A 24,787-nucleotide genomic window follows, 5' to 3' on the forward strand; every position below is an offset into this window, starting at 1 on the left:
GTCGAGTTCTTCGGTGACGGACAGGTCCTTGATGGCGAGGGTGGTAGTCATGGCAGTTCTCCTTGGGAGCGATTGAACTTTGGGTTCGGTTGGTTTGAGCAGTGTTTCTGCGCTCGGGAGGTACAAACGCATGGAGTGTGCCAAGGCGGGCCATGCCGGCGCAGATCGCCCGCAAGCCCAGGCGGGGCTTGGGAGAAATTTCTTTCGAGTGCGAAATATGGCGTCAAACCCAGGGGCGTGCCGTCCTGGAACTGGCGGGCCGGAACCAACACAACGACACCGGAGTGTCTGCTCTGAGCCGACACGGGCGCCCGGGCGGTACGCCCGGAGTCCGAGCAGGATGGATCCCGATGAATGGAAAGCGCGGTGACTGCCTTGGGCGTGACCCTCTGCCCGGCCTGTGCGTTGACTGAAGTGAGCGGGCGCGCCGTTGCCCTTTTCGGTGACGTTACGCCCGAGCAGGATGTCGGGCGGCTCTTTGCCGGGGCGCGCGATGCATTCGGGCCCGTGGACGTGCGGCACTACAACGTCGGCATCGGCAAGGTGGGTGCCGCCATGGAGACGAGCGCGGCTGTACGACGCGGAGCACTTCGATCGGGCCAGGCAGGCGCGCGCGCGTCTGGTGCCTGTGGGCCGCATGGGCACCGCCCGGGACGTGACTTATGCGTGTGCTTTCCTCGTATCGGACGCCGCCGCCTGCATCACAGGCACCGAGTTGATCATCGACGGCGGCATCACCGGAAAATAGGCGTGGCAGCACGACCCGAAGAGGGAACCGTGTTCATGACGGGGCGGCCCGGCGACATCGGCCGGGCCGCCGTCGAGCGGCGCCGTGTCGATGGCCAGCAGTAAACGCCTGAACCGGCCGCCAAATGCCGTGCGCGATCGCCGCCACCTTGGGCCTGCCATCCCGAGGCCTGAAGGGAATCGTGCGGCGCCGCAGGGCGACGGCCGAAAGCCTACGCTCCTGCTGCGATCATCTTGAGCACCGCCGCGGCAAGCTTGCCCCGGGCCTCTCCCAAGTAATCAACCGCGTCGAAATGATGGCCGCGCTCCTGATCGACAATCTCAACCGCGATTCCCTGCTCATGCAGTTGCGCACAGTACTCGGCCTGCAAACGGTGGTATTCCGAGGACTCCTCGCCGCCAACCGTCAGGATCATTGGCAGCCTGGTTGAGGGCAGGTGTTGCATGGGACTGTAGGCGGTAACGTCCGCCGCGCTAAGGCCCACGACTTGGTTGAGATAGCAGAGCCGGATCGGCTCGAGGTCATAGAGGCCACTGATGGCGCATCCGCCTTTCATGATATCTGCGGGGACATCGAAGTCGGCCCAGCGCGTTCCTGCAAGTGTTGCAGTGAGGTGGCCGCCCGCCGAATGGCCGGAGACGAAGATGCGATTGGGATCGAAATCCAGTTCCCTGGCGTTTCGGTACAGCCAGACCACGGCGTCCTGGTTGTCGCGTACGATCCCGGCCATGGTCACGTTTGGTGCCAAACGATAGTTCACCACGGCGACATTGATATTGTGTTCCAAGTACGGCTTGGCGACATAGCTGAAGTCCGATTTGTCCAGCGACTGCCAGTATCCACCGTGGATGAAGACCAGCAATGGCCGGCCCGGCTTGCCGGCAGGAAAGAAGTCCAATGACTGCTTGGGGTCATCGCCGTACGCTAGGTCTTCCTTGACGGGACGTGCGAGGCGGAAGTCGCGGCTCTCCTTCGCCCATCGGTCGAAGATCGCTTGATAGTGCGGGATCCCGCCCCTGACGTTGTATTGCTTGTCCAGGGACTGCTGGTCGAAGTTTCGATACACTGACATTTGAGTTTTGGCTCCGAACTGGGGGATCGATGGAGAGATCGATCCCTGGGGTAAATGCGACGTGCGCTGACGTCGAACCCACAATACTTTCTGGCGCCGCCCAGCGCGCGCCGGCGGATGACACTTGTTGTCTCGGAGACGCCATGTTCGGAAAAAGTGAAAACCGCGAGGACTACCAGCACATTGGCCGACCAGTTGGCGGGATGGCCCGCGCGTTGCCCGATCGCTTTTATATCGATTACCACTCGCACCCGCGTGCCCAGCTGATCTACGCGTACAGTGGCGCGATCCTGGTGACCACAGGGATGGGCTCCTGGGTGGTGCCGCCCCAGCGGGCGGTATGGGTGCCGGGCGACGTTCGCCATGCCATGCAGGCATGCGGTGAGGTCGAGATGCGCACGGTCTATGTTCGTGAGGACGCCGTGCCCAGCGAACTGACGACATGCTGCGTCGTCGCGGTGCCGCCGCTGCTGCGCGAGCTCGTTTCGGAGATGGTGCGCATGCCGGTCGACTATGAGGAAAACGGCCGCGACGGCCTCGTCGCCGGACTGCTCCTGCAGGAGATGCGCCCCCTGTCCGTGGTACCTCTCCACCTGCCTATGCCAAAGGATGCGCGCCTTGCCAAGATCTGCGCCCGGATCGTCGCCGACCCGTCCGACGAGACTTCCGTCGAGGCCTGGAGCCGGTCAGTGGGCGCCAGCGACCGCACCATCATCCGGCTGTTCCCCGAGGAGACCGGCCTGACCTTTAGCCGCTGGAAGCAGCAAGCCAGGCTGATGGCCGCGGTGCGCCTTCTGGCCCAGGGACGCCACGTGACCGACATCGCGTTGCAACTCGGTTATGAGAGCCCGAGCGCCTTCAGCGCGATGTTCCGGCGGGCGCTGGGCATGACTCCGACTGAGTATTTTCGCGACGCGACTCGGCGGTAAGGGCGCACCGGCCTCACAGCCTGGYGTCTGCGCGATATTGCCTGGCGTCCGTGCGCCGGACAGCCGAAGCCTCGGGCGGCACAGTGAAGGTGGCGAATCTGTCGTGCAATCTGTGCGCGGCGGCGCGCTCGCCATCGCTCACAAGAGGAACCCCGTGACAATCATCGATCGCATTCGCGAGGCAGCAATCGTGCTGCCGCCGCCAGCCATTCCAACGGCCCTGTTCGTACCTTATACCCTGCACCGCGGCATCCTGACGGTTTCCGGCCAGTTGCCCGTGCGCTCAGGCCAGCCTATATTCGCCGGGCGGGTTCCAGCGGAAGTGTCCCTGGACGATGCGCGCGAAGCCGCCCGCCTTTGCGTCGCCAATCTGCTGGGCTGGGCCTCGGCGGCCACCAACGGCGATCTGGAACGGATCGATGGCGTGCTTCGCCTGGGCGGCTTCGTCGCGACTTCCGATGGCTTCCATGACGCGCCGGCCGTGGTCAATGCGGCGTCGGAGTTGATCAACTTCATCTTCGCAGACAAAGGCCGGCACGCCCGTATCGCCATCGGCGTGGCCAGCCTGCCGCTTGGCGCTCCCGTGGAGATCGAAGCCACGTTCGCGCTCGACGTCGAAGCATGACGATGTCACCTCAGATTGGCTATGCCGACGTGCTCGTGGGTCTCCAGTATGGCGACGAGGGTAAGGCGAGAGTCGTCGACCATATTGCCGGTAGCTATGACATAGTGGCGCGCTTCAACGGCGGCGCCAACGCAGGCCACACCATCGCCACGCCTCAGGGTACCGTACGTTTGCGGCAAGTTCCGTCCGGCGTGTTGCATCCCGATCTGTCCCTCTACATCGGGTCAGGCTGCGCAATTGGGCTGACCCAGTTGGCCGAGGAGATTGCGATGCTGGGCAGCCTTGGTATATCGTTGCACTCGCGCCTGGCCATCAGCGATGCCCGGTGGTCCAGCCCCTGCATGTCGCGCTGGACCGCGAGCACGGTGGCACCATTGGCACGACAGGCAACGGCATTGGCCCGTGCTACGCCGACCATGCCTTGCGGGCACGCGATGGCACGCGGACCTCGTTTCAGCTTCGTGACCTGTTGGCCGACAGTGACGCCGTTTTTCTCCAGGTGGCCGCTGCCAGCCGGGAACACGACGCGGACCTAGATATCAGTCGCATGCGCGCGGCGTGGGCGGAGATCCGCAACCTTGTTGTGTCCGATCCGACCTTCCTTTCACGTCGCGTACAGGACGGGGCGCGCGTCTTGTTCGAGGGCGCGCAGTCGGTGATGCTTGATATCACGCATGGGGACCAGCCGTGGGTGACGTCAAGCCATACGGTGCCAGCGTATGCCTACGTCGGCGGCGACCTGCCGTGCCGGTATCACCGCAAGACAATTGGCATTGCCAAGGCCATCGTATCGCGGGTCGGATCGGGACCGCTCCCATCCGAGCTTGGCGCAGCGCAATCTGCTGAGTACTGCGCAAGTGCGGCGCAACGTGGACTAGGTCGGCAGCAGGAAGCCCTGGTCTACGATCCTGGCCTCCTGTTGGCAGGCGAGGATGCCTTCGGCCTCGGCGTCGCCATCCGCATGCTGACCGGTGAGTATGGCACCGGCACCGGCCGCCCGAGACGGGTCGGCTTGCTCGATGTCGCGCAGCTTCGGCGTGCCGTGCAGCAGCATGGGATCGACGAGCTTTTCCTCAACAAGTGCGATTGCCTGGCGTTGTTCGCCCAGACGCCCGACCACGCCATCCCGCTGGTGGATAGCGACTGGACGGATAACGACGGGCCCATAATCCACCGCTTTGCCGCGTTCAGCGCGGCAGCACTGCCTCGCAAACCTCAGGACCCATTGCCGCCCGAGCTCGACGAACTCCTGCGCTGGCTTGCCAGCCAGCTCGGATGCCGCCTGCGCGGCATAGGGCTGGGCCCGGCGCGCGAACAGTTGCGCGTGCTGCCTTGATCCCGCCCAAGTCCTCCTTGGAGACAACCATGACCCCCGACTACCTGAGCGCAGAGATGCGCCGCACTGACCTTGCCTGGACCGACTGGCCCGCCATTGAAGCCTTTCTTAAGGACGAACTGATCTGCCGTGTCGGTGTCCACGACACACCGTTCCCGTACGTGACGGCGCAGAGTTTCACCTTCACTGGTGACGCCTTTCTGATACACAGTTCGCGCTTTGGAAAGCTGGCGACTGCGATCCGAGCCAACGCGCATATCACCATCGAGATCGACCGCCCCGTCGCCTTGCTGAAGGCGCCCAAAGGCCAGAACACCAGCCTCGAGTACTACAGTGTCATCGCACGCTGTGTCGCGACGGTGCGCGAACGGACCGAGGATATCCGCGCACACCAGTCTGTGGCGCTGGACAAGTTCCGACCCGAGAAGGACTACACGCCGATCGAGGACGGCGCGGCGAACCAGATCGTGGCATACCGGTGCGAGATTCAGTCGCTGACGGCCAAGAAGCGGATCCTCGCCGACGGGCAGTATTCACCGCCCGGTCAGCCGCGTGCGCCATACCTGCGCTATCCATTTCCCGCCGGTGCCTCCCTGTCGGCGCTGCCGGAAGATGCGTTTGATCCCCTGCGCTTCGCGACCCGCTGACCCGCACCCCTTGGCTCCTCCAGCGAGCCGCCCTGCCGCCGGCATACGTGAAAGCGTGTGCCGGCGCGCGCCTTTCCGATTCGCCTTCCTCCTGCTGCTCCGATTGCGTCTGTGTACCGAGCGCGCCGCTACAGCCTGTTGAGGCCGGTGCCGTCCGCCGCTCGGGTTGGCGCCCCGGCGACATGCTTTGGCATCCCGGAGCGGGCTACGCAGCCAGGGCCGCGCGACATTACATGCCAACCGGCGAAGTTGCACGAGCCGGCCCCTAAATTCCCCGGCCAATACAAGACAGGAGACAAGATGAAAGTGACCTCTACAGAGCTGATGCGGGTCCGCATCAGTGACCGACTGGAGCGACTACCCGTATGCGGCTACCACCGCTTCCTCTTCATGGTGATCGCACTGGCGTTCTTCTTTGACAACCTTGACTTGGCGATGATGACGTATTTGCTCGGCTCGATTCGCACCGAGTTCGCGTTGACCAGTGCGCAAGCTGGGATGCTGGGCAGCGCGAGCTTTGTTGGCATGGCTGTCGGCGCGCTCAGTTCCGGTATGCTTGCCGATCGCTTCGGACGCAAGCCGGTGTTTCAGGTAAGCATGATCGTGTGGGGCTTGGGCAGCTTTCTCTGCTCCACCGCCAGTGACCCCGTGACGCTTGGCATCTATCGCCTGTTGCTGGGTCTGGGGATGGGTATGGAACTGCCGCTCGCACAAACGCTTTTGTCCGAATTCATCCCCGCTCGCCAGCGCGGCAAATACTTGGCGCTAATGGACGGAAACTGGCCCATCGCTTTCATCTGCGCGGGGCTCCTGTCATACCACGTGCTCTCGGCGTACAACTGGCGCACCATGTTCCTGCTCGGCGCGGTGCCGGCACTGTTTCTCTTCGTGGTGCGGCGCTACGTGCCGGAGTCCCCACGCTGGCTCGAATCCAAAGGCAGGCACGAGGAAGCCTCTCGCGTGGTTGATCACATCGAAGAGACGGTGAAGCGACGGATGAAACTGACATCGCTGCCCGAGGCCGCAGCCACCGCTGTCGTCCCCGAAGCCGAGATATTCGGCGTGAAGGTACTGTGGTCGCCGGAATATCGAAACCGAACCCTGACTGTGTGGGGCCTGTGGTTCTTTGCGCTGCTTGGCTTCTATGGGCTCAACACCTGGATTGGGGCGCTGTTACAGCAGACCGGCATGGGCGTGACCAAGTCGGTGCTATACACCGTGTATATCTCCGTCGGCGGCATCCCGGGATTTCTGTGCGCCGCCTGGGCCATCGAGCATTGGGGCCGTAAGCCGGCATGCGTGATCACGCTCGTGGGCGGCGCGGTGATGGCTTTTCTGTATGGCCGCGTCGCGGGTATGAATTCGGAGCCTGTCGCACTCTTCCTGTCGGGCGGAATGATGCAGTTTTTCATGTTCGGCATGTGGGCCGTGCTGTACACCTATACGCCAGAGCTTTATCCGACCCGCGCCCGCGCTACTGGCTGCGGCATGGCCTCCACGGTTGGCCGATTCGGTTCGCTGTTGGGGCCAACCATGGTCGGACTTATCCTGCCGCTGGCAGGCCAGGCCGGCGTCTTTGCGCTGGGCGCCGCCTGTTTCCTGACGGCTGCATTCATCGTTTATCGCTTTGGCATTGAAACGCGAGGCGAGGCGTTGGAATCGATCTCAGCTGATTGAGCAACGGAAGGGAGGGGGCGGCCTTCGGCATTGGCCGACTGCGAAATGATCGATAGGTCGGGACAACCTGCGTGTGACCGATTTGACGCTGGTCCGGCTCAAAAGGAACAAGCTCCGGCTTGCCGAACCCAAGGAGACGAGAGCCAGCCGGCGTTTCCGGCTGCTCGTCGTCGAGACGAAGGCCATGACGAATAGGCGATGAGATCCGCGTCGCCTGCGTCTTTCTCTGCTCCCGATCCGCTTCAATTCGCGGCCGAGGGCAACCCCAGGAGCGCCCGCGCCTGCGCCACCGTCGCCACGGGGCGCCCATGCTCCTTGCACAAGGCCGCTACCTGGCCGACCAGCGCGGCATTGGACGGGGCAAGGGTATCCTTGTCGAGCCGGACGTTGTCCTCCAGGCCGGTGCGACAATGGCCGCCGAGTTCGAGCGACCAGCGCGCCATCGTCAACTGGTCCCGGCCGATGCCCGCGCCGGTCCAGGTAGCATCGGGCGCCAGGCGCCGCAGGGTCTGCACGTAGAAGGCGAGCACTTCCCGATCGACCGGCATCGCATTCTTGATGCCCATCACAAACTGAATATGCAGTGCGCCGTCGATCTTGCCCGCCTGTTGCATGGCGACCGCCTGGAAGATCATCGACAGATCGAAGGCCTCTATCTCGGGCTTGATGGCGTAGGCCTTCATTTCGGCGGCAAGCCAATCCACGAGGTCTGGCGGATTGTCATAGACGCGAGTCGGGAAATTGACTGATCCCGTGGCAAGCGACGCCATGTCCGGCCGCAGCGACAGCATCCCGCCGCGCTCCTTTCCCGCCCCGGAGCGGCCACCGGTCGAGACTTGCGTGATGATGCCGGGCGCATGCTTGCGGATTCCCTCGAGTACGAGGGCAAAGCGGTCCGGCTCCGAGGATGGCGTCTCGTCGTCATTGCGCACGTGCAGGTGGACGAGCGTGGCGCCCGCTTCGAACGCGGCCTGGGTGGACTCGACCTGTTCGCTGACGGTGATCGGCACGGCAGGGTTGTCCCGCTTGCGCGGCAAGGAGCCGGTGATGGCGACGGAGATAATGCAGGGCTGGGTCATGTCGGCTCCTGAGGTGGTATAGGGCATCATGCCCTCGAAAGGAAGCGTATCACCGCACGCGAGAATGCCGCGGGCTGCTCCCAGTTGGACAGATGCGCGGCATTGAGCACGAGGTATTCGGCCTCGGCAATGCCCCGCGCGAGTTCGCTGCCCTGTTCCGGCGTCGTGGCGGCATCCTGCACGCCTGCGATCACCAGCACGTGCGACAGGATGCCTGGCAACAGGCTGCGCAGGTCGGCATCGCGCACCGCGGCACAGTTGCCGATATAGCCGTCGGGATCCGTGGCGGCAAGCATGGCGAGCACGGGGGCGAGGCGCGCCGGATCGCCTGCCAGCGTGGCCGGCGTGAACCAGCGGGCCAGCACGCCCTCGGCGACCATCGACATGCCGTGGCTTCGCACGTGATCGATGCGTGTGTTCCAGCCGGATGGCGGCCCGATCAGCGCCGCGGTATTCGCCAGTACGAATCGGCCAAAGCGTTCGGGATGATGGCGTGCCAGCCAGATGCCGGTCATGCCTCCCATCGACAGGCCGCAGAAATGCGCCTGCCCCACGCCGGCGTGGTCCATCACCGCCAGCACGTCGCCACCCAACTCGTCCATGCCGAACGGCGCGCTCGGCACGCCGGATGCGCCATGGCCGCGCGTGTCGTAGCGCAGCACGCGGAAGTGCTCCAGCAGCGCTGGCATCTGGGGATCCCACATCGACAGGGTGGTGCCCAGCGAGTTGGACATGACCAGCACCGGCGCGCCTTGCGGCCCGTGAAGCTCATAGTAGAGGCGAAGCCCGTTGCGATCCGCGATGCTCATGTGCGGTCCCGCCGGTAGTGGGCCAGCTTGTCCTCATCCAGCGCGACCCCGAGCCCCGGCCCTTGCGGCAGGTGCAGCGCGAAGTCCCGGTACACCGGGCGTTCCACTACGATGTCGTCCTTCAGCAGGAGCGGGCCGAACAGTTCCGTGCCCCACGCCAGTTGCGGCAGCGTGGCGAAGGCGTGAGCGGCGGCGATGGTGCCGACGCTGCCTTCCAGCATGGTGCCGCCGTAGAGGGCGATGCCGGCGGCATCGCCAACCGCGGCGGTGCGCAGCATGCCGAAGATGCCACCGGACTTGGCGATCTTTAGTGCAAACACGTCTGCGGCACCGAGGCGGGCCAGCTCCATCGCGTCCTCGGGGCCGCACACGGCCTCGTCGGCCATGATGGGCACCACGAAACGGGCTGCCAGCCGGGCCAGCGCGGGGCGCTGCTCGCGCGCGATGGGCTGTTCGACCAGGTCGATCCCGGCGGCTTCCAGCATGGCGATGCCGGTGGCGGCATCCGCTTCGTTCCAGGCCTGGTTGACGTCCACGGTGACGCGCGCCCGCTCGCCCAGCGCGCGCTTGATCGCGGAGACATGCGCCACGTCGTCACGCACACTGCGCCGGCCGATCTTGAGCTTGAAGGTGTTGTGGCGGCGCTCGCCCAGCAATCGCTCGGCCTCGTCGATGTCGCGGGAGGTATCGCCACTGGCCAGTGTCCACAGCGCCGGCAGCGTGTCGCGCACGACGCCGCCCAGCAGTGTCGACAGCGGCACGCCGAGACGCTTGCCCTGCGCATCGAGCAGCGCGGTTTCCAGCGCCGACTTGGCGAAGCGGTTGCCGCGCGCCACCTTGTTCAGCCGCGCCATGGCGGCGTGTATGTTGGTGGCGTCGTGGCCGAGCAGCGCCGGGGCCAGGTAGGCGTCGATGGTCAGCTTGATGCCCTCCGGGCTTTCGTCGCCATACGACAGGCCGCCGATGGTAGTGGCCTCGCCAATGCCTTCCACGCCATCGGCGCAGCGCAGGCGGACGATCACGAGGGTCTGCCGTTGCATCGTCGCCATGGCGAGCTGGTGCGGCCGGATGGTCGGCAGATCGACCAGGATGGCCTCGATCGATTCGATGCCTATGGAGCTGGATTGAGTCGCCACTTTCATACCTTCCTGGTGCAGTTGAATGTTGCACGAAGTATGTAGGGCTATTTTTTGGGCGTCCAACACCGTTGGCGTCTGATTTCATACCTGAGGAGTATGAAGCGCCAATTGTGCTTCATGGCTTCTGCGGCGACAGGTAGGCCATGCCTTCTTCCTCGTAGAGTTGGTAGATCATGTCCCGCAGCGAGAGCAGGTCCGCCGACTCGTCGAGCATCCGTGTGCTCATGATGATGGGAGACACCAGCTTGGGATCGTCCAGCTCCTTGTAGGTCACGTCGTCCCGCTTGAGCCCGTACACGCTGCTGGGCACCACCGAGATGCCTTCGCCCATCGCCACCAGGCCGAGCGCGATCTGCAGCTCGCGCACTTCGTGCAGGCGCCGTGGCTTCAGGGCGCGGTCATGGAAGGCGGCCAGCACCTGGTCGGCAAAGCTGGGGCGCGGCGCCTTGGGAAAGATGATGAGCGGCTCACCCACCAGGTCGTGCAGCGCGAGCCGGGACTTGGCGTCAGCCAGCGGATGCCCGACCGGCAGCGCCACGATCATGCGTTCCTCTCGCAGCACCACGCGCCGCACCGATGGGTCCTCATGCCGGATACGCCCGAAGCCCACGTCGATGCGTCCCTCCTTGAGCGCCTTGATCTGGTCCATGGTCGACATCTCGTGCAGGCTCAGTTCCAGCTCGGCGTGCGTCTGCCGGAAGCGYCGGATGATACGCGGCAGCATCCCGTACAGCGTGGAGCCGACAAAGCCGACCGACATCTTGTGCTCGATCTTGCCCACCCGCTTGGTCATCGCCTGCAGTTCCGCGGTCTGGGCCAGCAGCTGCAGCGCGTGGGTATAGAAGTAGCGCCCGGTGTCGGTCAGCTTCAGTGGACGCGAGTGGCGCTCGAACAGTTGCACACCCAGGTCGTCCTCCAGTTGCTGGATCTGGCGCGACAGGGGTGGCTGTGCCATATGCAGCCGGTCGGCCGCGCGAGTGAAGTTCCGTTCCTCCGCCACGGCGACAAAGTAACGCAGATGCCGCAATTCCAAAACTATACCTCCCGGGTATAAAACAGATACTAAATCAGTGTTGGACTGCAAAAACCCCCGTTGACTATGCTTCATCCGTGCCCGGAAAACAAGCTTGATACCCGTAAAGCATGGACCGGAACCCCACCACAATTATGGAGACTCTCATGACCCACTCGGAAATCGATGCCCTGGTCACCAGCTTTATCGTCACGACCGGCACGCAAGGCACGCCCGATCCGCGCGTGCAGCAGGTGGTCGTTCGCCTGGTCGCGGACCTGTTCAAGGCGATCGAGGACCTCGACCTGAGCGCGAGCGAAGTGTGGAAGGGCATCGAGTACTTTGCCGAGGCGGGTGCCAGCCAGGAACTGGGCCTGCTTGCCGCCGGCCTGGGGCTGGAACGCTTCCTCGACATCCGCGCCGACGAGGCGGAAGCCCGCGCCGGCCTGACCGGCGGCACGCCGCGCACCATCGAAGGCCCGCTCTACGTGGCCGGCGCGCCAAAGAGCACCGGTTTCGCCCGCCTCGACGACGGCAGCGACGACGGCAAGGGCGAGGTCCTGTTCATGCAGGGTACGGTGTACGGCGCCGACGGCAAGCCGCTGCCCGGGGCCAGCGTCGAGGTATGGCACGCCAACCTGATGGGCAACTACTCGTTCTTCGACAAGACCCAGTCGCACTTCAACCTGCGCCGCACCATCGTGAGCGATGCCAATGGCCGCTACCAGTTCCGCAGCAACGTGCCGAAGGGCTACGGGTGCCCGCCGGAGGGCACCACGCAGCGCCTGCTGGACCAGCTCGCGCGCCACGGCCAGCGCCCGGCCCACATCCACTTCTTTGTGTCGGCGGATGGTTATCGCAAGTTGACCACGCAGATCAACATCGACGGCGATGAATACCTCTGGGACGACTTCGCCTTCGCCAGCCGCGAGGGGCTGGTCCCCGCGGTGACCCGCGTCACCGACGCCGCCGCGCTTGACAAGCATGGCGTCGACAAGCCGTTCGCATCGATCGACTTCGATTTCCGGCTGCTGCCGGAGCAGGATGGCGCCCCCGCCGCCGAGGTGGAGCGCCAGCGCGCCGCCGCCTGATTTTCCGTAGTACCGCCCGCCCCGCGGGCCGGCAGATCCATCCCAGGCGGCAGCGGCATGCGCGGCACCGCCCCGAAGACAAGTCATCGGCAGGAGACAACTCCATGATCCCCATCTATCCGGAGGGCAAGGCCCCCGTTCGCCCCAGCGCAAAGCGCCTCGACCTCGATGCCTTCCTGGTCGAAGACAAGGCCAGCGGCGACTACCGCCTGCACCGCCAGGCCTTCACCGACGAAGACCTGTTCGAACTCGAGATGAAGCACATCTTCGAGGGCAACTGGATCTACCTGGCCCACGAAAGCCAGGTCCCCAACAACAACGACTACTACACCACCCATATCGGCCGCCAGCCGGTGGTGATCGCGCGCAATCGCCAGGGCGAGCTGAACGCATTCATCAACGCCTGCAGCCACCGCGGCGCCATGCTGTGCCGCCACAAGCGCGGCAACAAGGCCACCTATACCTGCCCGTTCCACGGCTGGACCTTCAACAACAGCGGCAAGCTGCTGAAGGTGAAGGACCCCGAGAATGCCGGCTATCCCGACTGCTTCAACAAGGAAGGCTCGCACGACCTGAAGAAGCTGGCGCGCTTCGAGAATTACCGCGGCTTCCTGTTCGGCAGCCTGAACGCGGATGTGCCTCCGCTCAAGGAATTCCTCGGCGAAGCGGCCCGCATCATCGACATGATCGTCGACCAGTCCGCCGACGGGCTCGAGGTGCTGCGCGGCTCCTCCACCTACACCTTCGAAGGCAACTGGAAGCTGCAGGCCGAGAACGGCGCCGACGGCTACCACGTGTCGGCGGTGCACTGGAACTACGCCGCGACCACCAACCACCGCAAGCAGAAGACCGCGCAGGAAGACAAGATCCGCGCCATGGACGCCGGCAAGTGGGGCCAGCAGGGCGGCGGCTTCTACGCCTTCGACCACGGCCATATGCTGCTGTGGACGCGCTGGGCCAATCCGGAGGACCGTCCCAACTTCAGCCGGCGCGAGGAATTTGCCGAGCGTTGCGGCGCGGAAGCCGCGGACTGGATGATCCAGAATTCGCGCAACCTGTGCCTCTATCCCAACGTCTACCTGATGGACCAGTTCGGCTCGCAGATCCGCCTGCTGCGCCCGCTGTCCGTCGACAAGACCGAGGTCACCATCTACTGCATCGCGCCGAAGGGCGAATCCGACGAGGCGCGCGCGCGCCGCATCCGCCAGTACGAGGACTTCTTCAACGTCAGCGGCATGGCCACGCCGGACGACCTCGAGGAATTCCGGGCCTGCCAGCAGGGCTACGCCGGCCAGGCCCTGGCCTGGAACGACATGTGCCGCGGCGCGAAGCACTGGATTGACGGTGCCGACGAGGCCGCGCAGCGCATCGGGCTCAAGCCGGTGATGAGCGGCGTGCGGACCGAGGACGAGGGCCTGTACACGGTGCAGCACCGCTACTGGCTGGACGTGATGAGGAAAGCCGTGGCCGAGGAGCTCGGCGCATCCGCGAACGACGCCATCGATACCACGGCGGCCACTGACCTCGACAACGCCGCCGCAGGGAGCGCAGCATGAGCACCGCCGGGACCACCCTCGACAAGCCAGTCGACCTTGCAGCCATCCAGTCCTTCCTGTACCGCGAGGCACGGCTGCTGGACGACGAAGAGTGGGATGCATGGCTCGCCTGCTACCACCCCGAAGCAACCTTCTGGATGCCATGCTGGGATGACGACGGCGAGCTCATCACCGACCCGCAGCGTGAGATCTCGCTGATCTATTACCCGACCCGCCAGGGCCTGGAAGATCGCGTGTTTCGCATCAAGACGGAGCGCTCCAGCGCCACCATTCCGGACACGCGCACCAGTCACAACCTGAGCAACGTGGAAGTGCTCGGGGCAGAGGGCGACACGTGCACCGTGCGCTTCAACTGGCACACCCTCAGCCATCGCTACCAGACCACCTACAGCTACTTCGGCATGTCGCGCTACACGCTCGATCTCTCCGACGGGCAGCCGCGCATCCTGGACAAGTACGTCGTGCTCAAGAACGACTACATCAACCAGGTCATCGACATTTATCACATCTGATCCAGGCTGGAGAAACGCGCTATGGAACATACCATCGCCCTGCAATTCGARGACGGCGTCACCCGGTTCATCACCTGTGGCGAGAACGAAACCCTGTCCGACGCCGCCTACCGGCAACAGATCAATATCCCGCTGGACTGCCGCGACGGTGCCTGCGGCACCTGCCGCGGCCTGTGCGAGTCGGGCAGCTATGACTTGCCGGAATCGAGTTATATCGAAGATGCGCTGACCGCAGAGGAGGCCGCGGGCGGCTACGTGCTGGCCTGTCAGACCCGGCCCCGCTCGGACTGCGTGATCCGCGTGCCCGCATCGTCGGCCGCGTGCAAGACCGGTGTCGCCACCTACCAGGGGACGCTGGCCGAGCTGGAACAGCTCTCCGAGTCGACCATTGGCTTCGCCATCGACCTGGACGATGCCGGCGGCCTGGACTTCCTGCCTGGCCAGTATGTCAACGTCGAGATCCCGGGCACCAGCCAGACGCGCTCATACTCCTTCAGCTCCGCGCCCGGCAGCGCGCGCACCGGCTTCGTGGTGCGCAACGTGCCGAAAGGACAGATGAGCACCTGGCTGACCAGCCAGGCAAAATCCGGCGAGCGCGTGGCATTCTCGGGTCCCTACGGCAGCTTCTACCTGCGCGAGGTGGCGCGGCCGGTGTTGTTCCTGGCTGGCGGCACCGGCATCGCCCCCTTCCTGTCGATGTTCGATGCCCTGGCCACGCGCGGCTGTGCGCATCCCGTGCGCATGGTCTACGGTGTCACAAACGACATTGACCTGGTGGCGCTGTCGCGCATCGATGCCGCGCAGGCCGCCTTGCCCGGCCTCGAATACCGGACCTGCGTGGCTGACCCCGCCAGCGGCCATGCACGCAAGGGCTATGTCACCGCCCATGTGGAACCGGAATGGCTCAACGGTGGCGATGTCGACATCTACCTGTGCGGTCCCGTTGCGATGGTGGAGGCTGTGCGTGGGTGGCTGCAGCAAAGCGGCATCACGCCTGCCGGCTTCTACTACGAGAAGTTCTCGGCCAGCAACGCGGCATGAGCGAGGAGCAAGACAATATGAGAACGGCTACACGTTTCGCAGGTAAATCGATGGTCGTGACCGGCGCCGCGCAAGGCATCGGCCGCGGGGTGGCGCTGGCTGCCGCCGCCGAGGGCGCGTGGGTCGCGCTGGTCGACCGCTCGGCGCTGGTCGATGAAGTCGCGGCGCAGATCACGGCAGCCGGCGGACAGGCCATTGCCGTGCACGCCGATCTGGAGAGCTACGCCGGCGCCGTGCAGATGGTGAAGGCCGCGGATGCAGCGTTCGGCCACATCGACATTCTCGTCAACAACGTGGGCGGCACGATCTGGGCAAAGCCCTTCCAGGCTTATGAAGAAGACCAGATCGAAGCCGAGATCCGGCGCTCTTTGTTCCCGACGCTGTGGTGCTGCCGGGCGGTGCTGCCCGGCATGGTGGCGCGGCGCCAGGGTGTCATCGTCAACGTGTCGTCGATCGCCACGCGCAGCATCCACCGCGTTCCCTACGCGGCGGCCAAGGGCGGCGTCAACGCACTGACGGCCAGCCTCGCCTTCGAGCATGCGCACGAAGGGATACGCGTCAACGCCGTGGCGACTGGGGGGACCGAGGCGCCGCCGCGCAAGATACCGCGCAATACCTCAGCGCAGAGCGAGCAGGAAGCCAGCTGGTACCAGGCCATCGTCGATCAGACCAAAGCCAGCAGCCTGATGCAGCGCTATGGCACGATCGACGAGCAGGTGCGCGCCATTCTGTTCCTGGCATCCGAGGAGGCCTCTTACATGACAGGAACGGTCGTGCCAGTGGGCGGTGGGGATCAGGGCTGACGGAAAGCCACTTGCGTAGATTGGGCCGCCGCCGACGCCAGGTGAGCACGCTCAGAACCGATGCCTGATGCCCGTGGTGACGCCGAACTGATTGGCGCCAGCGGTGGTCTGCCCAAATCCGGAAGAGCCATTGCTCAGTCCGAGGTTGGAACCATGGCGGTTCAGCGTATAGCCCACCGCGGTAAAGATGTCGGTGCGCTTGGACAGCGAGTAGTCCAGCAGCAGCGAGAACAGCCAAGGGTCCGCATTGGTGTTCTTGAAGTCCTGATAATAGGCTGCACCTGTCAGGCTCAGCGCCGCCGACAAGTCGTATCTAAGCCCGGCCCAGTAGAGGTTGGATGCCTGGTTGCCGGCGCCAGCCAGGGCCCCTGTGACGATTCCACCGTCGTATGCCTTCGCCCGCCGGTAGCCGGCGAACGTGTGAGCAGGGCCGATATCGAAGGATGCCGCCACTGCCGCGCGCCGGATCCTGGCGTCTGGACTGGCGGCCAATGTTCCCGTGCCCACCTGGTCGTATATCGCGCCGATCGAAAAGGGGCCACTTGCGTAACGCACTCTAACGCCGTACTCCCGGCCGATCTTTGGCGCACCCGGGACTTCGCTTCCGCCGTTGACCGTGCTGTCGACGCCAAAGCTGTAAAGCGCGGACGCGGAGAAGCTGCCAAATGTCCCCGCGTACTTGACCGAGTTGTCGGAGCGAGAAACGAAGTAGACGTCCTGGCTGATGAGCGAGTATTTGGTTCCCAACTGCATAGGGTCGTAGTCGCCACCGAATTCAAAGAATGGCGTGATCTGCCGCCCCAGTGTGATCTTGCCAAGGGGATTCTGCAGACCAACGAATGCCTGCCGCCCGAACAGTCGCGAGTTCTGTCCGGACTTGCCGGTATCGGTGTCGAAGCCGCTCTCCAGGACAAAGATGGCGCTATAGCCTGCCCCGAGATCCTCCGACCCGCGCAGCCCCCAGCGGGATCCCGCGAGGTTGCCGGACGTCATCCGCGTCACGCTTCCTGCGTTGTCTGGTTGTCTGTTGGCATATTCGACGCCGACGTCGATCAACCCGTACAGCACGATACCGCTGTCCTGGGCGAACGCGCTGCCTGGGACGACGACAGCAGCAATGGCAATGATGGTTTTCTTCATGGATTGGCTCGCGATGTGAAGGGATGCCGGGCGGCGGTTAGGCGGCAAGGAGCGGTTCAGACAGACGAGACGCTCCCCACCGCGACCGTTTCGATAGCGGCGCGGTCCCCTTTTGATTTGGATTTCAGAGACTGCGGGTGTCGGGATGCCAACGGCGGGCCGGATGGCAACCCGCCGTGGATTGCGCAATTTCGCGCCCGGACGTCTAGGCTGAGCGTGCCAGCTTCTCTAGCGCCCACTCTTGCGCCGCTCGGGCAAGCGACATCTCAGTCCTGCTTGCGCGTTCGAACAGGCCTTCCACACGATCGGCGATGCGCAGGACTTCCGTATCCACCGCCGCATCCGTCGCGCCGCCCTCGTATTCGCGGACGCAGCTGACGATACCGCCCGCATTGACGAGGAAGTCAGGCAAATAGGCAATGCCACGCTCATGGAGCGCTTCGCCGTCGTCGGAAGTGGCAAGCTGATTGTTGGCCGCGCCGGCAATCAGTTGAGCCTGGATTCCAGGAATACTTTCGGCGTTCAGCGTCGCGCCGAGTGCGCAAGGCGCCAGCACGTCAACTGGTTGAGCCGTGATCTCTTGTGGTGAAACGACCTTCGCGCCGAACGCGGCGTGCGCCGCGGCCGCGCGCGCGGAATCCACGTCAGCAACGATCAGGCGGCAGCCAGCGCCGTGAAGCCAGTCAGCCAGTACCCAACCCACGGCGCCGAGTCCCTGAATCGCCACGGAGACGCCATCGAGCGATGCGTCGCCATGCATCATCTTCCAGGCGCGCTGAATAGACGCAAAAACGCCCAGCGCCGTCTTTGGCGACGGGTTTCCCCCAAACTGTCCCGCCCGGGGAATGCCCGCCGCGAACGACGTCTGCTTCCCGATCTGCAGCAGATCCTCCTCAGTGGTGCCGACATCCTCGCCAGTAATGTAGGTACCCGACAGCGACTGGATCAAGCTGCCGAACAGCTGGAACAGCTCGGCCCGGTTGGTCTGTTGCGGAGTGCGCAGGATCACCGACTTCCCGCCGCCGAAGGGCAGGTCCGCCATGGCGTTCTTCAGGCTCATGCCCCGCGACAGCCTGAGGGCGTCTTCCAGGGCTCGCTCCTCCGAGCCATAAGTGTAGTAACGGCAGCCGCCGAACGCGGGGCCCCGAACAGTATTGTGCAATGCCACGATGGCACGCAGCCCCGTGCTCTCGTCCGCGAACAAATGAACCTTCTCGTGAGGGGGCTCGCCTGCAACGCCGAAGAGGCTTTTCCTCGAGGCGAGGCGGTGGATATCAATGGAAGGCATATTGGAAATCAGATGGGTTGGAGTGAATGAATGCCCAAGGTCGAGACAACTGCTATGCAGACAGTCCGGCATGAAAGGTAGCGGGAGCAAACTCGCCCAGCGCCGCCAGCAGCAGGGTCCAGGCCTTCAGGCCCTGCGCGATCGAGCTGATCCGGAAGAACTCGTTTGGCGCATGGACATCCTCGTCCGGCAGGTTGAAGCCGAACATCAGGGTGTCGATGCCGAGGACTTCCTTGAACAGCGAGGTGATGGGAACCGAGGCGCCGAGTCGCACGCGAACCGGCCGGATGCCGCTGATGCTGCTCAGCACCTGGTCGGCTGCGAGAACAAGGGGATGGCCCGCGTCGAGGGTCGATGCGGGGCTGCCACCATGCATGGCCACCACGTCGAGTCTTGCTCCYGGAAGACAATGACTCTGCAGATGCTCGAGCACGGCCTGCAGCACTTGCCCGGATTCCTGCCCCTCCACCAGCCTGATGCTCATCTTGGCGTTGGCCTGACAAGGAATGATGGTTTTGTTGCCGCTGCCCGTGTAGCCGCCCCACAGCCCGTTGACATCGAGACAGGGACGCAGCGTGATCTGTTCGCGCATGCTGAAGCCCGGCTCACCATGCGCCGCAGCGCCGACATCGCCCAGATAGGCCACCCCGTCGAAGGGCAAAGCAGCAGTGTCCGCCCGCTGTGACGCCGCGAGCGGCGCCGCACCAGCATAGAAGCCTTCCACGGCGACGCTTCCGTCGATCCTGTGCAGCGATGCAACGAGGCGCGCCATCTCATGCAGCGCGTTCAGCGTGCAGCCGCCGTAGCGCCCGGAGTGCAGATCCTTGTCCGCGGTAATCAGGCTGACCTCGAGCAGGCAGTTGCCACGCGCGCCAGTGTTGATGGTCGGAAAGTCCGCGCTGGCGCGACCGCCGTCGGCGGACAAGACCGCATCGGCCGAGAGCAGTTGCCGGTGACGCTGGGCTAGCGCACTCAGCGAAGGGCTACCGGTTTCCTCCTCCCCTTCCAGGAAGATCTTGACGTTAACCGGACACGCGCCGTTGACGGCGAGAAATGCGGCAACGACTTCCAAAGCAATGGTCGTCGACCCCTTGACGTCAGACGCGCCGCGAGCATAAAGGCGGTCGCCATCCAGCGTCGGCTCGAAAGGCGGTGTACGCCACAGGGCGATGGGTTCGGCGGGTTGCACATCATAGTGACCATAGATCAGGAGGGTGGGCTTGCCGGGCGCGCCCAGCCATGAGCCATATACCGCAGGTTCACCGCCGCCATCCACCAGACGCACATCGTCCAGGCCCATGCTCCGCAGGCGCTCCAACAGAAATGCTCGGGCCTCCTCCATCCGGGGCGCGAACGCCGGGTCGGCGCTCACACTGGGAATACGCAGGAATTCGTCTAGCCAGCCGACAATATTGTCCTGGCGTGATTCGAGATATTGAATGACTTCTGCTGTCATGAATCGTGGTCCGGTAAGGTCGAAGGCGTGCACCATGCCCCGTCTCGCTCGGCAAGCAGGCGTGGCAATCCATCCCGGCGGGGAACGCCGGGGCATGGCTCTGGGGAAAACGGGGAAGGGATGTCGCCGTCTGGCCGCTTCCTGCGGCTGGCAGACGGCATGCCGGCTATTCCGGTTCGTAGCTAGAAGCCTTGAAGATCGCGCGGTAGCGCTGTATCTCAGCCTCGTAAAACCTCTTGCCGGCGGCAATGCTCATGGGGTCGAAGAGAGTCTTGCCTTGTGCTTCCAGAACGGCGCGCGCGGCCGGATTGCGCAGCGACGCGGCAATGGCCGCATTCAGGCGCTCGACGATGGCGGGATCGGTTCCCTTCTTTACCAGGTACGCGGTCCAGATACCGTAGTCGAAGTCTGCCAGGACACGGCTCTTATCGATTGTCGGGATCGACTGGAAGGGCAACGGTAGCGGTCGCTTCGAGAATGTGCCAATGATCTTCACGCGGCCCTGTTTGACAAAACCTTCGTAGTTGGCCTGATAGGGCAAGATGGCAAAGTCGATCTGTCCGCCGATCAAGTCCGCCACCAGCGGCACGCCGCCTTTATACGGGACGTGAGTCATCGGCACACCGATGCGCTTGGAGACCATTTCGGTCATCAGGTGCACAAGCGAGCCGGCACCGGGCGAGCCGTAATTCAATGTGTTCTTGCCCTTGCGCCGGGCGAGCGCAACGAACTCGTCAAGGGTATCGGCCGGGATGCCTGCATTGACCATCAGTATCAATGGCGAGGTCGCAACCGGCGCCACGAACTCGAAATCCTCCGGCTTGTGCTTGACTCCTTTGTTGGCCAATCCCGCCAGGATCAATTCGTTAGGTGAACCCTGGAACAGGTAATAGCCGTCGGCTGCCGCTCCGAGTACCTTGTTCGCCGCGATGGCTCCGCTGGCCCCGCCCAGGTTCTCGACGATCACCTGGCCGCCAATCTCCTGGCCGATCAATCCGTTCAACGCGCGAGCCGTGACGTCGCTGGCTGCACCGGCTGGATACGGCACCATCAGAGAGATGGGGCGTGCTGGATATGGCCCTTGCGCCGAAGCCGGGGCCAGCCCAGCCAAGGCAAGCGTGAACAGGGCCCAAAGGGTTCTTGCAAGTTTCATGTTCGTCTTGAGTACGAGAGGTTAGCAAAGCCGCAAAAGTATGGTAGAAACCTATCGACTATCGGTCCAATGCATTGTTATCATTTTTTTGATAATTCTTTCTCATGCTTTGGCGCCCAGAGACGGCAACCCATGAACCTTCAGCAGCTTGACCATCTCCTTGCCCTCGTCGAAACCGGCTCGTTTAGCCGGGCGGCGGAAAAACTCAATCTGACTCAGCCTGCACTAAGCCGAAGCATCCAGATGCTGGAGAGCGAACTTGGGCAGTGCCTGATCGACCGCATCGGCAAGCGCAACGAACTCACGCCATTCGGCGCGGCAGTGGCGGAGCGAGCCTTGAAGATCGTCATCGAAGCGCGCGAGCTAAAGCGCAGCGCAAAGCTGTTCGGTCAGGGCAAGATCGGCACCGTGCAATTGGGCTTGAGCGCGGCGCCCAGCGCGATGTTGACGGCTCCCCTGCTGGAGCATGTGTTGAATCACTTCCCGGGCATCCGCGTACAGATAATGGGCGGCAGCGTGGCGAATCAGCTCACGGCACTGCGGGCAAGGTCGATCGACGCGCTGGTGGTTAATTCCCGTGCCGTGCCACTTCACGATGACCTCAACATCTTTCCATTGGCCGAGATACCTTCTGGTTTTCTCTGCAGACAGGGGCATCCGCTGAGCGGAAAGGATGTGGTGGAGTTCGACGAACTGCGCGAGTACCCGATCATCTCCACCGCGATCAGTGATGACCTTTCGCGTAACCTCGTCGAGGCGTTTGGCCCTGATGCTTATCCGCAAAAATGGCTGCATGTGACATCGGACGAGATCCCGGGCCTGCTCGAAGCTGTGAAGCGCACGGATGCCTTGTTTGTCGGCGTGCTCGGCGTTGCCCGACGCATGCTACAAGCGGGTGAACTAGTGGCGTTGAACGTTGCCCGATGCCCTCCGCTGCGCGCGCAATTCGTCTTCGTCACCATGCGGTGGCGCACGGAGGCCCCGCCAACGGCGGTCATACGCGACTTCTGCGAGGAGTTGTGCCGGCAGGAATCGGACACAGTACAAGGCCTCGGCCGCCCGGGCGCGGACTGCCGAGGATAAGGATGACGCCGTGGTCAGTAGATTGAGGGAAATACCGTCGGGCCCCACACCGTGTCACACTTGTGCGCCGTCTCGAAGGCGTTGTTCGTGATCTTGATGACCGGATACGAGAACGCAATCATGGCGCGGTCGGTCGGGCCGGTGAATCTCGGCCAGCGCACTGGGATGTTCGTGCCGTCGCCGTTAGGATCTCCCGTCTTCACGAAGTTCACAATGTAGCTGGACATTTGCGCCGCGAGTGCCTGGCGCGCTTTCGTGCGGTCAGGATCCTGCGGCGCCGTGCGCTCGTCGAAGTATGGGTACGTGGCCAGCTGGTCCACCGTGTCGAACAGATAGAAGCTATCCATGCCATGTGCGGTGCCGTAGTAAAACTGCGTGGGTGCAGCGGGAAACGAGAGTGCCGGGTCGGTGAACTCCCAGGCAAAAACCGGCACCCATGCCGAAAGTGTGTCGCGCCTTGCACTATTCCCACACGCGTACATCGCATCGCCGATCGCCCTGGCGATGCCTTGGGCTGGTACCGCATACCCGGAGATCGGATAGGCCGCGTCGATAGCCGTGGTATCGAAGCCAGCCGGCGCCAGGCCGTGGAGGTATGGAAGGTAGGCGGCCGCCGGCAGGGCTGGGTCTACAAACAGCGTGCCTTCGTCGTAGACGCCTCCGGTCATGACGGGAACCTGGTTGAAGTTGCCGGTCGCAAATGCCTGCGCGGGGACTTGCGTAACGATTTGGGCATCCACCGTCGGCCGCCATTTCCGGCCGGTCTCATTGAGCAATGCAGATACCGGCAGCGCTCGCAGGCAAGCCACGACATCGGCGGCCTTGTCGCAACCGAGCGCTGCCACTGCCGCATCGCCGACAGCCAATGCGGATGCCTGCGATGGATTGGAGTACTCGGACGCACCGCCGCTCTGCATGATGGCGCGTTGGAACAAGCCTTTTGCCTTCGGGGACTGAAGTAGCGAAAAGCTCTGGGTGGCTCCGGCGGAAGTGCCCCAGATCGTAACGTTCGTTGGGTCTCCGCCAAATGCGGCGATATTGCGCTGAACCCAGGCCAGGGCGGCCATCTGGTCCATCAATGCAAAATTTCCGAGGCTGCCGTCGCGGTTTGACGACCGCAATGCCGCGTTGGCAAGGTATCCCAGGGCGCCTAGCCGGTAGTTGAGACTCACGCCGACGACGCCTTTTGATGCCAGTCGACTCATGTCGCCGCCACCCGATCCAAGTGTGAACGCACCGCCGTGTATGTACACGACCACCGGAAGCTTGCTGCCCGACGCCGCGCTCTGCGGCTTCCACACGTTCAAGAACAGACAGTTTTCACTTGTCACCTTTTCACCGCCGGTGGCAGGCTGTGGGCAGGCAGCGCCGAACGCTGACGCATCCAGGGGCGCGGATCGCGCCGTTGCCGGTCTGGTCGGTGCCCAGCGTAGCGGCCCCACCGGCGGGTCGGCGTAGGGGATGCCTTTGAAGGACACGGTACCGTTAGCGGCGGTGCCAATCACAGGGCCCTCCGCTGTCGTCACCGCCAGCGGCGGCGCCTGGGAAACCGCCGCTGCCGGCGGGCTATTATCGTCGCCGCCGCAAGCGGCAACGACCAGCGCCGAGCCGGCGATAGCTAACGCGCCACGCAGTGTCCGATCAAGTTGCACTGCTCTCACTCTGTTGGCCATTTCCCCCTGCCCTCCTTCTTTCAAAAAATGAAACGAATTAAAATAAAGCATAAATACGATAATGCCGGGAGAGGGAGATTATTGCCGCGCACGGAAATATTTATCGATAATCATCGGTGCGGCTTATATATATTTACTTGATAATATTGAATTGATATTTATTTGTCCAATGCATTCGAATCATTTTTTTGATAACTTTTGGTAATTAAGGAAACGCTGCATCCGGACTTGTATGGACCCGACGCCTTCTGCAAGCGCCTTGTTCGTGATGTCGAAACGGTCTGCCGTCGCCGATCGCGGCGACCACGGCGGTGGCGGTGGCGGTGATCGGACCGATGCCGGGCGCGTCCGCGATCTTCTTGCATAGTGCGGATTGCTTCACGACCCGATCGACGTTTCGATCAGACGGACACGCTTCTCGATGGCATGCAGGGTGCCGCAGGAGTTCAGCTGGCAGCGCCTGGCAGGACGACGTCAGTCGTCGGCGCTCTTGCCGAGCAGTTCCGGGATTGCGCGCTTGGACGCTTCCGGTGAGTGCAGAATCGTGAGCCTGTGCTCACTACTGGCGCAAAGGATCCCTCATGGCCGAAGAGCCTGAGGGCAAGCCGAGTGCGGAGCGGCCACCGCCAGATTTCGCGCCGATGACCCCGCTAGCGGCCCGCTGGTGCAGAGAGGGGCCCGCATCGACGCCGGCGTTATGGTGCCTTCACACCCGCGCCGGCCGTGGAACCCTCGGGGTTGCCACAGTGCCGGGGCGCATGCCGTTCACACCTTGGCGTGGGTGGCAGCCCATTGCGAAGGATTGACATCGATCGCCAGCCCGAGGCCGGAGCCGATCACGCCGACGTTGTTGAGCGTGTTCACGTTGACGCTCTGCAGCTGGAGGATGTTCTGGTTGACGTTGACATTGACGTTGGC

Annotated in this window: 21 protein-coding genes and 1 pseudogene; 12 read left to right on the forward strand and 10 right to left on the reverse strand. The window is 63.7% G+C overall.

Annotated elements, in window-relative coordinates; genetic code table 11:
• Positions 1-637 precede the first annotated feature (637 nt).
• The gene (locus AC1DK4_RS36585) at positions 638-748 is read left to right on the forward strand and encodes an SDR family oxidoreductase (protein WP_441623673.1); all 111 of its coding nucleotides are present in this window, start codon (positions 638-640) and stop codon (positions 746-748) included.
• Positions 749-959: 211 nt separating this feature from the next.
• On the opposite strand, the gene AC1DK4_RS36590 is transcribed toward AC1DK4_RS36585, so the two are convergent.
• Positions 960-1,820, reverse strand: coding sequence for an alpha/beta hydrolase (locus AC1DK4_RS36590; protein WP_441623675.1), 861 nt, complete (start codon positions 1,818-1,820; stop codon positions 960-962).
• A 143-nt stretch (positions 1,821-1,963) separates the two neighbouring features.
• Here AC1DK4_RS36590 and AC1DK4_RS36595 point away from each other — a divergent pair, with 143 nt between their 5' ends.
• From AC1DK4_RS36595 to AC1DK4_RS36615, 5 genes and pseudogenes are all read left to right on the forward strand, one after another.
• Positions 1,964-2,749 carry an AraC family transcriptional regulator gene (locus AC1DK4_RS36595; protein ID WP_441623677.1) on the forward strand — a complete coding sequence of 262 codons (786 nt, stop codon included), beginning with the start codon at positions 1,964-1,966 and terminating at the stop codon, positions 2,747-2,749.
• Positions 2,750-2,903: 154 nt separating this feature from the next.
• Entirely contained in the window at positions 2,904-3,374 is a 471-nt protein-coding gene (locus AC1DK4_RS36600; RefSeq protein ID WP_441623679.1) for a RidA family protein, read from the forward strand.
• A gap of 2 nt (positions 3,375-3,376) precedes the next feature.
• Positions 3,377-4,710, forward strand: a pseudogene (locus AC1DK4_RS36605) (adenylosuccinate synthetase).
• Positions 4,711-4,739: 29 nt separating this feature from the next.
• Positions 4,740-5,357: a pyridoxamine 5'-phosphate oxidase family protein gene (locus tag AC1DK4_RS36610; protein WP_441623681.1), complete on the forward strand. Its 618-nt coding sequence runs from the start codon at positions 4,740-4,742 to the stop codon at positions 5,355-5,357.
• Between the two features lie 300 nt (positions 5,358-5,657).
• The gene (locus AC1DK4_RS36615) at positions 5,658-7,034 is read left to right on the forward strand and encodes an MFS transporter (protein WP_441623683.1); all 1,377 of its coding nucleotides are present in this window, start codon (positions 5,658-5,660) and stop codon (positions 7,032-7,034) included.
• A 242-nt stretch (positions 7,035-7,276) separates the two neighbouring features.
• Here the strand turns inward: AC1DK4_RS36615 and AC1DK4_RS36620 are convergent, their stop codons facing one another.
• From AC1DK4_RS36620 to AC1DK4_RS36635, 4 genes are all read right to left on the reverse strand, one after another.
• On the reverse strand, positions 7,277-8,113 hold the full coding sequence (locus AC1DK4_RS36620) for a 3-oxoadipate:acetyl-CoA acetyltransferase (protein ID WP_441623719.1): 837 nt from the start codon (positions 8,111-8,113) through the stop codon (positions 7,277-7,279).
• A 26-nt stretch (positions 8,114-8,139) separates the two neighbouring features.
• On the reverse strand, positions 8,140-8,922 hold the full coding sequence (pcaD, locus tag AC1DK4_RS36625; protein WP_441623685.1) for a 3-oxoadipate enol-lactonase: 783 nt from the start codon (positions 8,920-8,922) through the stop codon (positions 8,140-8,142).
• Positions 8,919-10,064 carry a muconate/chloromuconate family cycloisomerase gene (locus AC1DK4_RS36630; RefSeq protein WP_441623687.1) on the reverse strand — a complete coding sequence of 382 codons (1,146 nt, stop codon included), beginning with the start codon at positions 10,062-10,064 and terminating at the stop codon, positions 8,919-8,921. The genes pcaD and AC1DK4_RS36630 overlap by 4 nt, the downstream gene beginning before the upstream one ends.
• 112 nt (positions 10,065-10,176) lie before the next feature.
• The gene (locus tag AC1DK4_RS36635; protein ID WP_441623689.1) at positions 10,177-11,094 is read right to left on the reverse strand and encodes a LysR family transcriptional regulator; all 918 of its coding nucleotides are present in this window, start codon (positions 11,092-11,094) and stop codon (positions 10,177-10,179) included.
• 146 nt (positions 11,095-11,240) lie between these two features.
• On the opposite strand from AC1DK4_RS36635, the gene catA reads away from it, so the two are divergent.
• From catA to AC1DK4_RS36660, 5 genes are all read left to right on the forward strand, one after another.
• A complete protein-coding gene (catA, locus tag AC1DK4_RS36640) occupies positions 11,241-12,164 on the forward strand; it encodes a catechol 1,2-dioxygenase (RefSeq protein WP_441643619.1) in 924 nt (307 codons plus the stop codon).
• Positions 12,165-12,268: 104 nt separating this feature from the next.
• Positions 12,269-13,720, forward strand: coding sequence for a benzoate 1,2-dioxygenase large subunit (gene benA, locus AC1DK4_RS36645; protein WP_441623693.1), 1,452 nt, complete (start codon positions 12,269-12,271; stop codon positions 13,718-13,720).
• Entirely contained in the window at positions 13,717-14,232 is a 516-nt protein-coding gene (gene benB / locus AC1DK4_RS36650; RefSeq protein ID WP_441623695.1) for a benzoate 1,2-dioxygenase small subunit, read from the forward strand. The genes benA and benB overlap by 4 nt, the downstream gene beginning before the upstream one ends.
• A gap of 21 nt (positions 14,233-14,253) precedes the next feature.
• Positions 14,254-15,273: a benzoate 1,2-dioxygenase electron transfer component BenC gene (benC, locus tag AC1DK4_RS36655; protein ID WP_441623697.1), complete on the forward strand. Its 1,020-nt coding sequence runs from the start codon at positions 14,254-14,256 to the stop codon at positions 15,271-15,273.
• Positions 15,274-15,290: 17 nt separating this feature from the next.
• The gene (locus AC1DK4_RS36660) at positions 15,291-16,076 is read left to right on the forward strand and encodes a 1,6-dihydroxycyclohexa-2,4-diene-1-carboxylate dehydrogenase (RefSeq protein WP_441623699.1); all 786 of its coding nucleotides are present in this window, start codon (positions 15,291-15,293) and stop codon (positions 16,074-16,076) included.
• Positions 16,077-16,127: 51 nt separating this feature from the next.
• Here the strand turns inward: AC1DK4_RS36660 and AC1DK4_RS36665 are convergent, their stop codons facing one another.
• From AC1DK4_RS36665 to AC1DK4_RS36680, 4 genes are all read right to left on the reverse strand, one after another.
• Positions 16,128-17,216 carry a porin gene (locus AC1DK4_RS36665; RefSeq protein WP_441623701.1) on the reverse strand — a complete coding sequence of 363 codons (1,089 nt, stop codon included), beginning with the start codon at positions 17,214-17,216 and terminating at the stop codon, positions 16,128-16,130.
• Between the two features lie 205 nt (positions 17,217-17,421).
• Positions 17,422-18,504, reverse strand: coding sequence for a Glu/Leu/Phe/Val family dehydrogenase (locus AC1DK4_RS36670; protein ID WP_441623703.1), 1,083 nt, complete (start codon positions 18,502-18,504; stop codon positions 17,422-17,424).
• Positions 18,505-18,556: 52 nt separating this feature from the next.
• The gene (locus AC1DK4_RS36675; RefSeq protein WP_441623705.1) at positions 18,557-19,960 is read right to left on the reverse strand and encodes a M20/M25/M40 family metallo-hydrolase; all 1,404 of its coding nucleotides are present in this window, start codon (positions 19,958-19,960) and stop codon (positions 18,557-18,559) included.
• A gap of 166 nt (positions 19,961-20,126) precedes the next feature.
• Entirely contained in the window at positions 20,127-21,113 is a 987-nt protein-coding gene (locus tag AC1DK4_RS36680; RefSeq protein WP_441623707.1) for a Bug family tripartite tricarboxylate transporter substrate binding protein, read from the reverse strand.
• A gap of 132 nt (positions 21,114-21,245) precedes the next feature.
• Here AC1DK4_RS36680 and AC1DK4_RS36685 point away from each other — a divergent pair, with 132 nt between their 5' ends.
• Positions 21,246-22,196 (forward strand): LysR family transcriptional regulator, encoded by a 951-nt coding sequence (locus AC1DK4_RS36685; RefSeq protein WP_441623709.1) that lies wholly within the window; start codon positions 21,246-21,248, stop codon positions 22,194-22,196.
• 14 nt (positions 22,197-22,210) lie between these two features.
• Here the strand turns inward: AC1DK4_RS36685 and AC1DK4_RS36690 are convergent, their stop codons facing one another.
• The gene (locus AC1DK4_RS36690; protein WP_441623711.1) at positions 22,211-23,920 is read right to left on the reverse strand and encodes a carboxylesterase/lipase family protein; all 1,710 of its coding nucleotides are present in this window, start codon (positions 23,918-23,920) and stop codon (positions 22,211-22,213) included.
• Positions 23,921-24,787 lie beyond the last annotated feature (867 nt).

The sequence above is a fragment of the Cupriavidus sp. 05N38 genome (genome assembly GCF_056397345.1).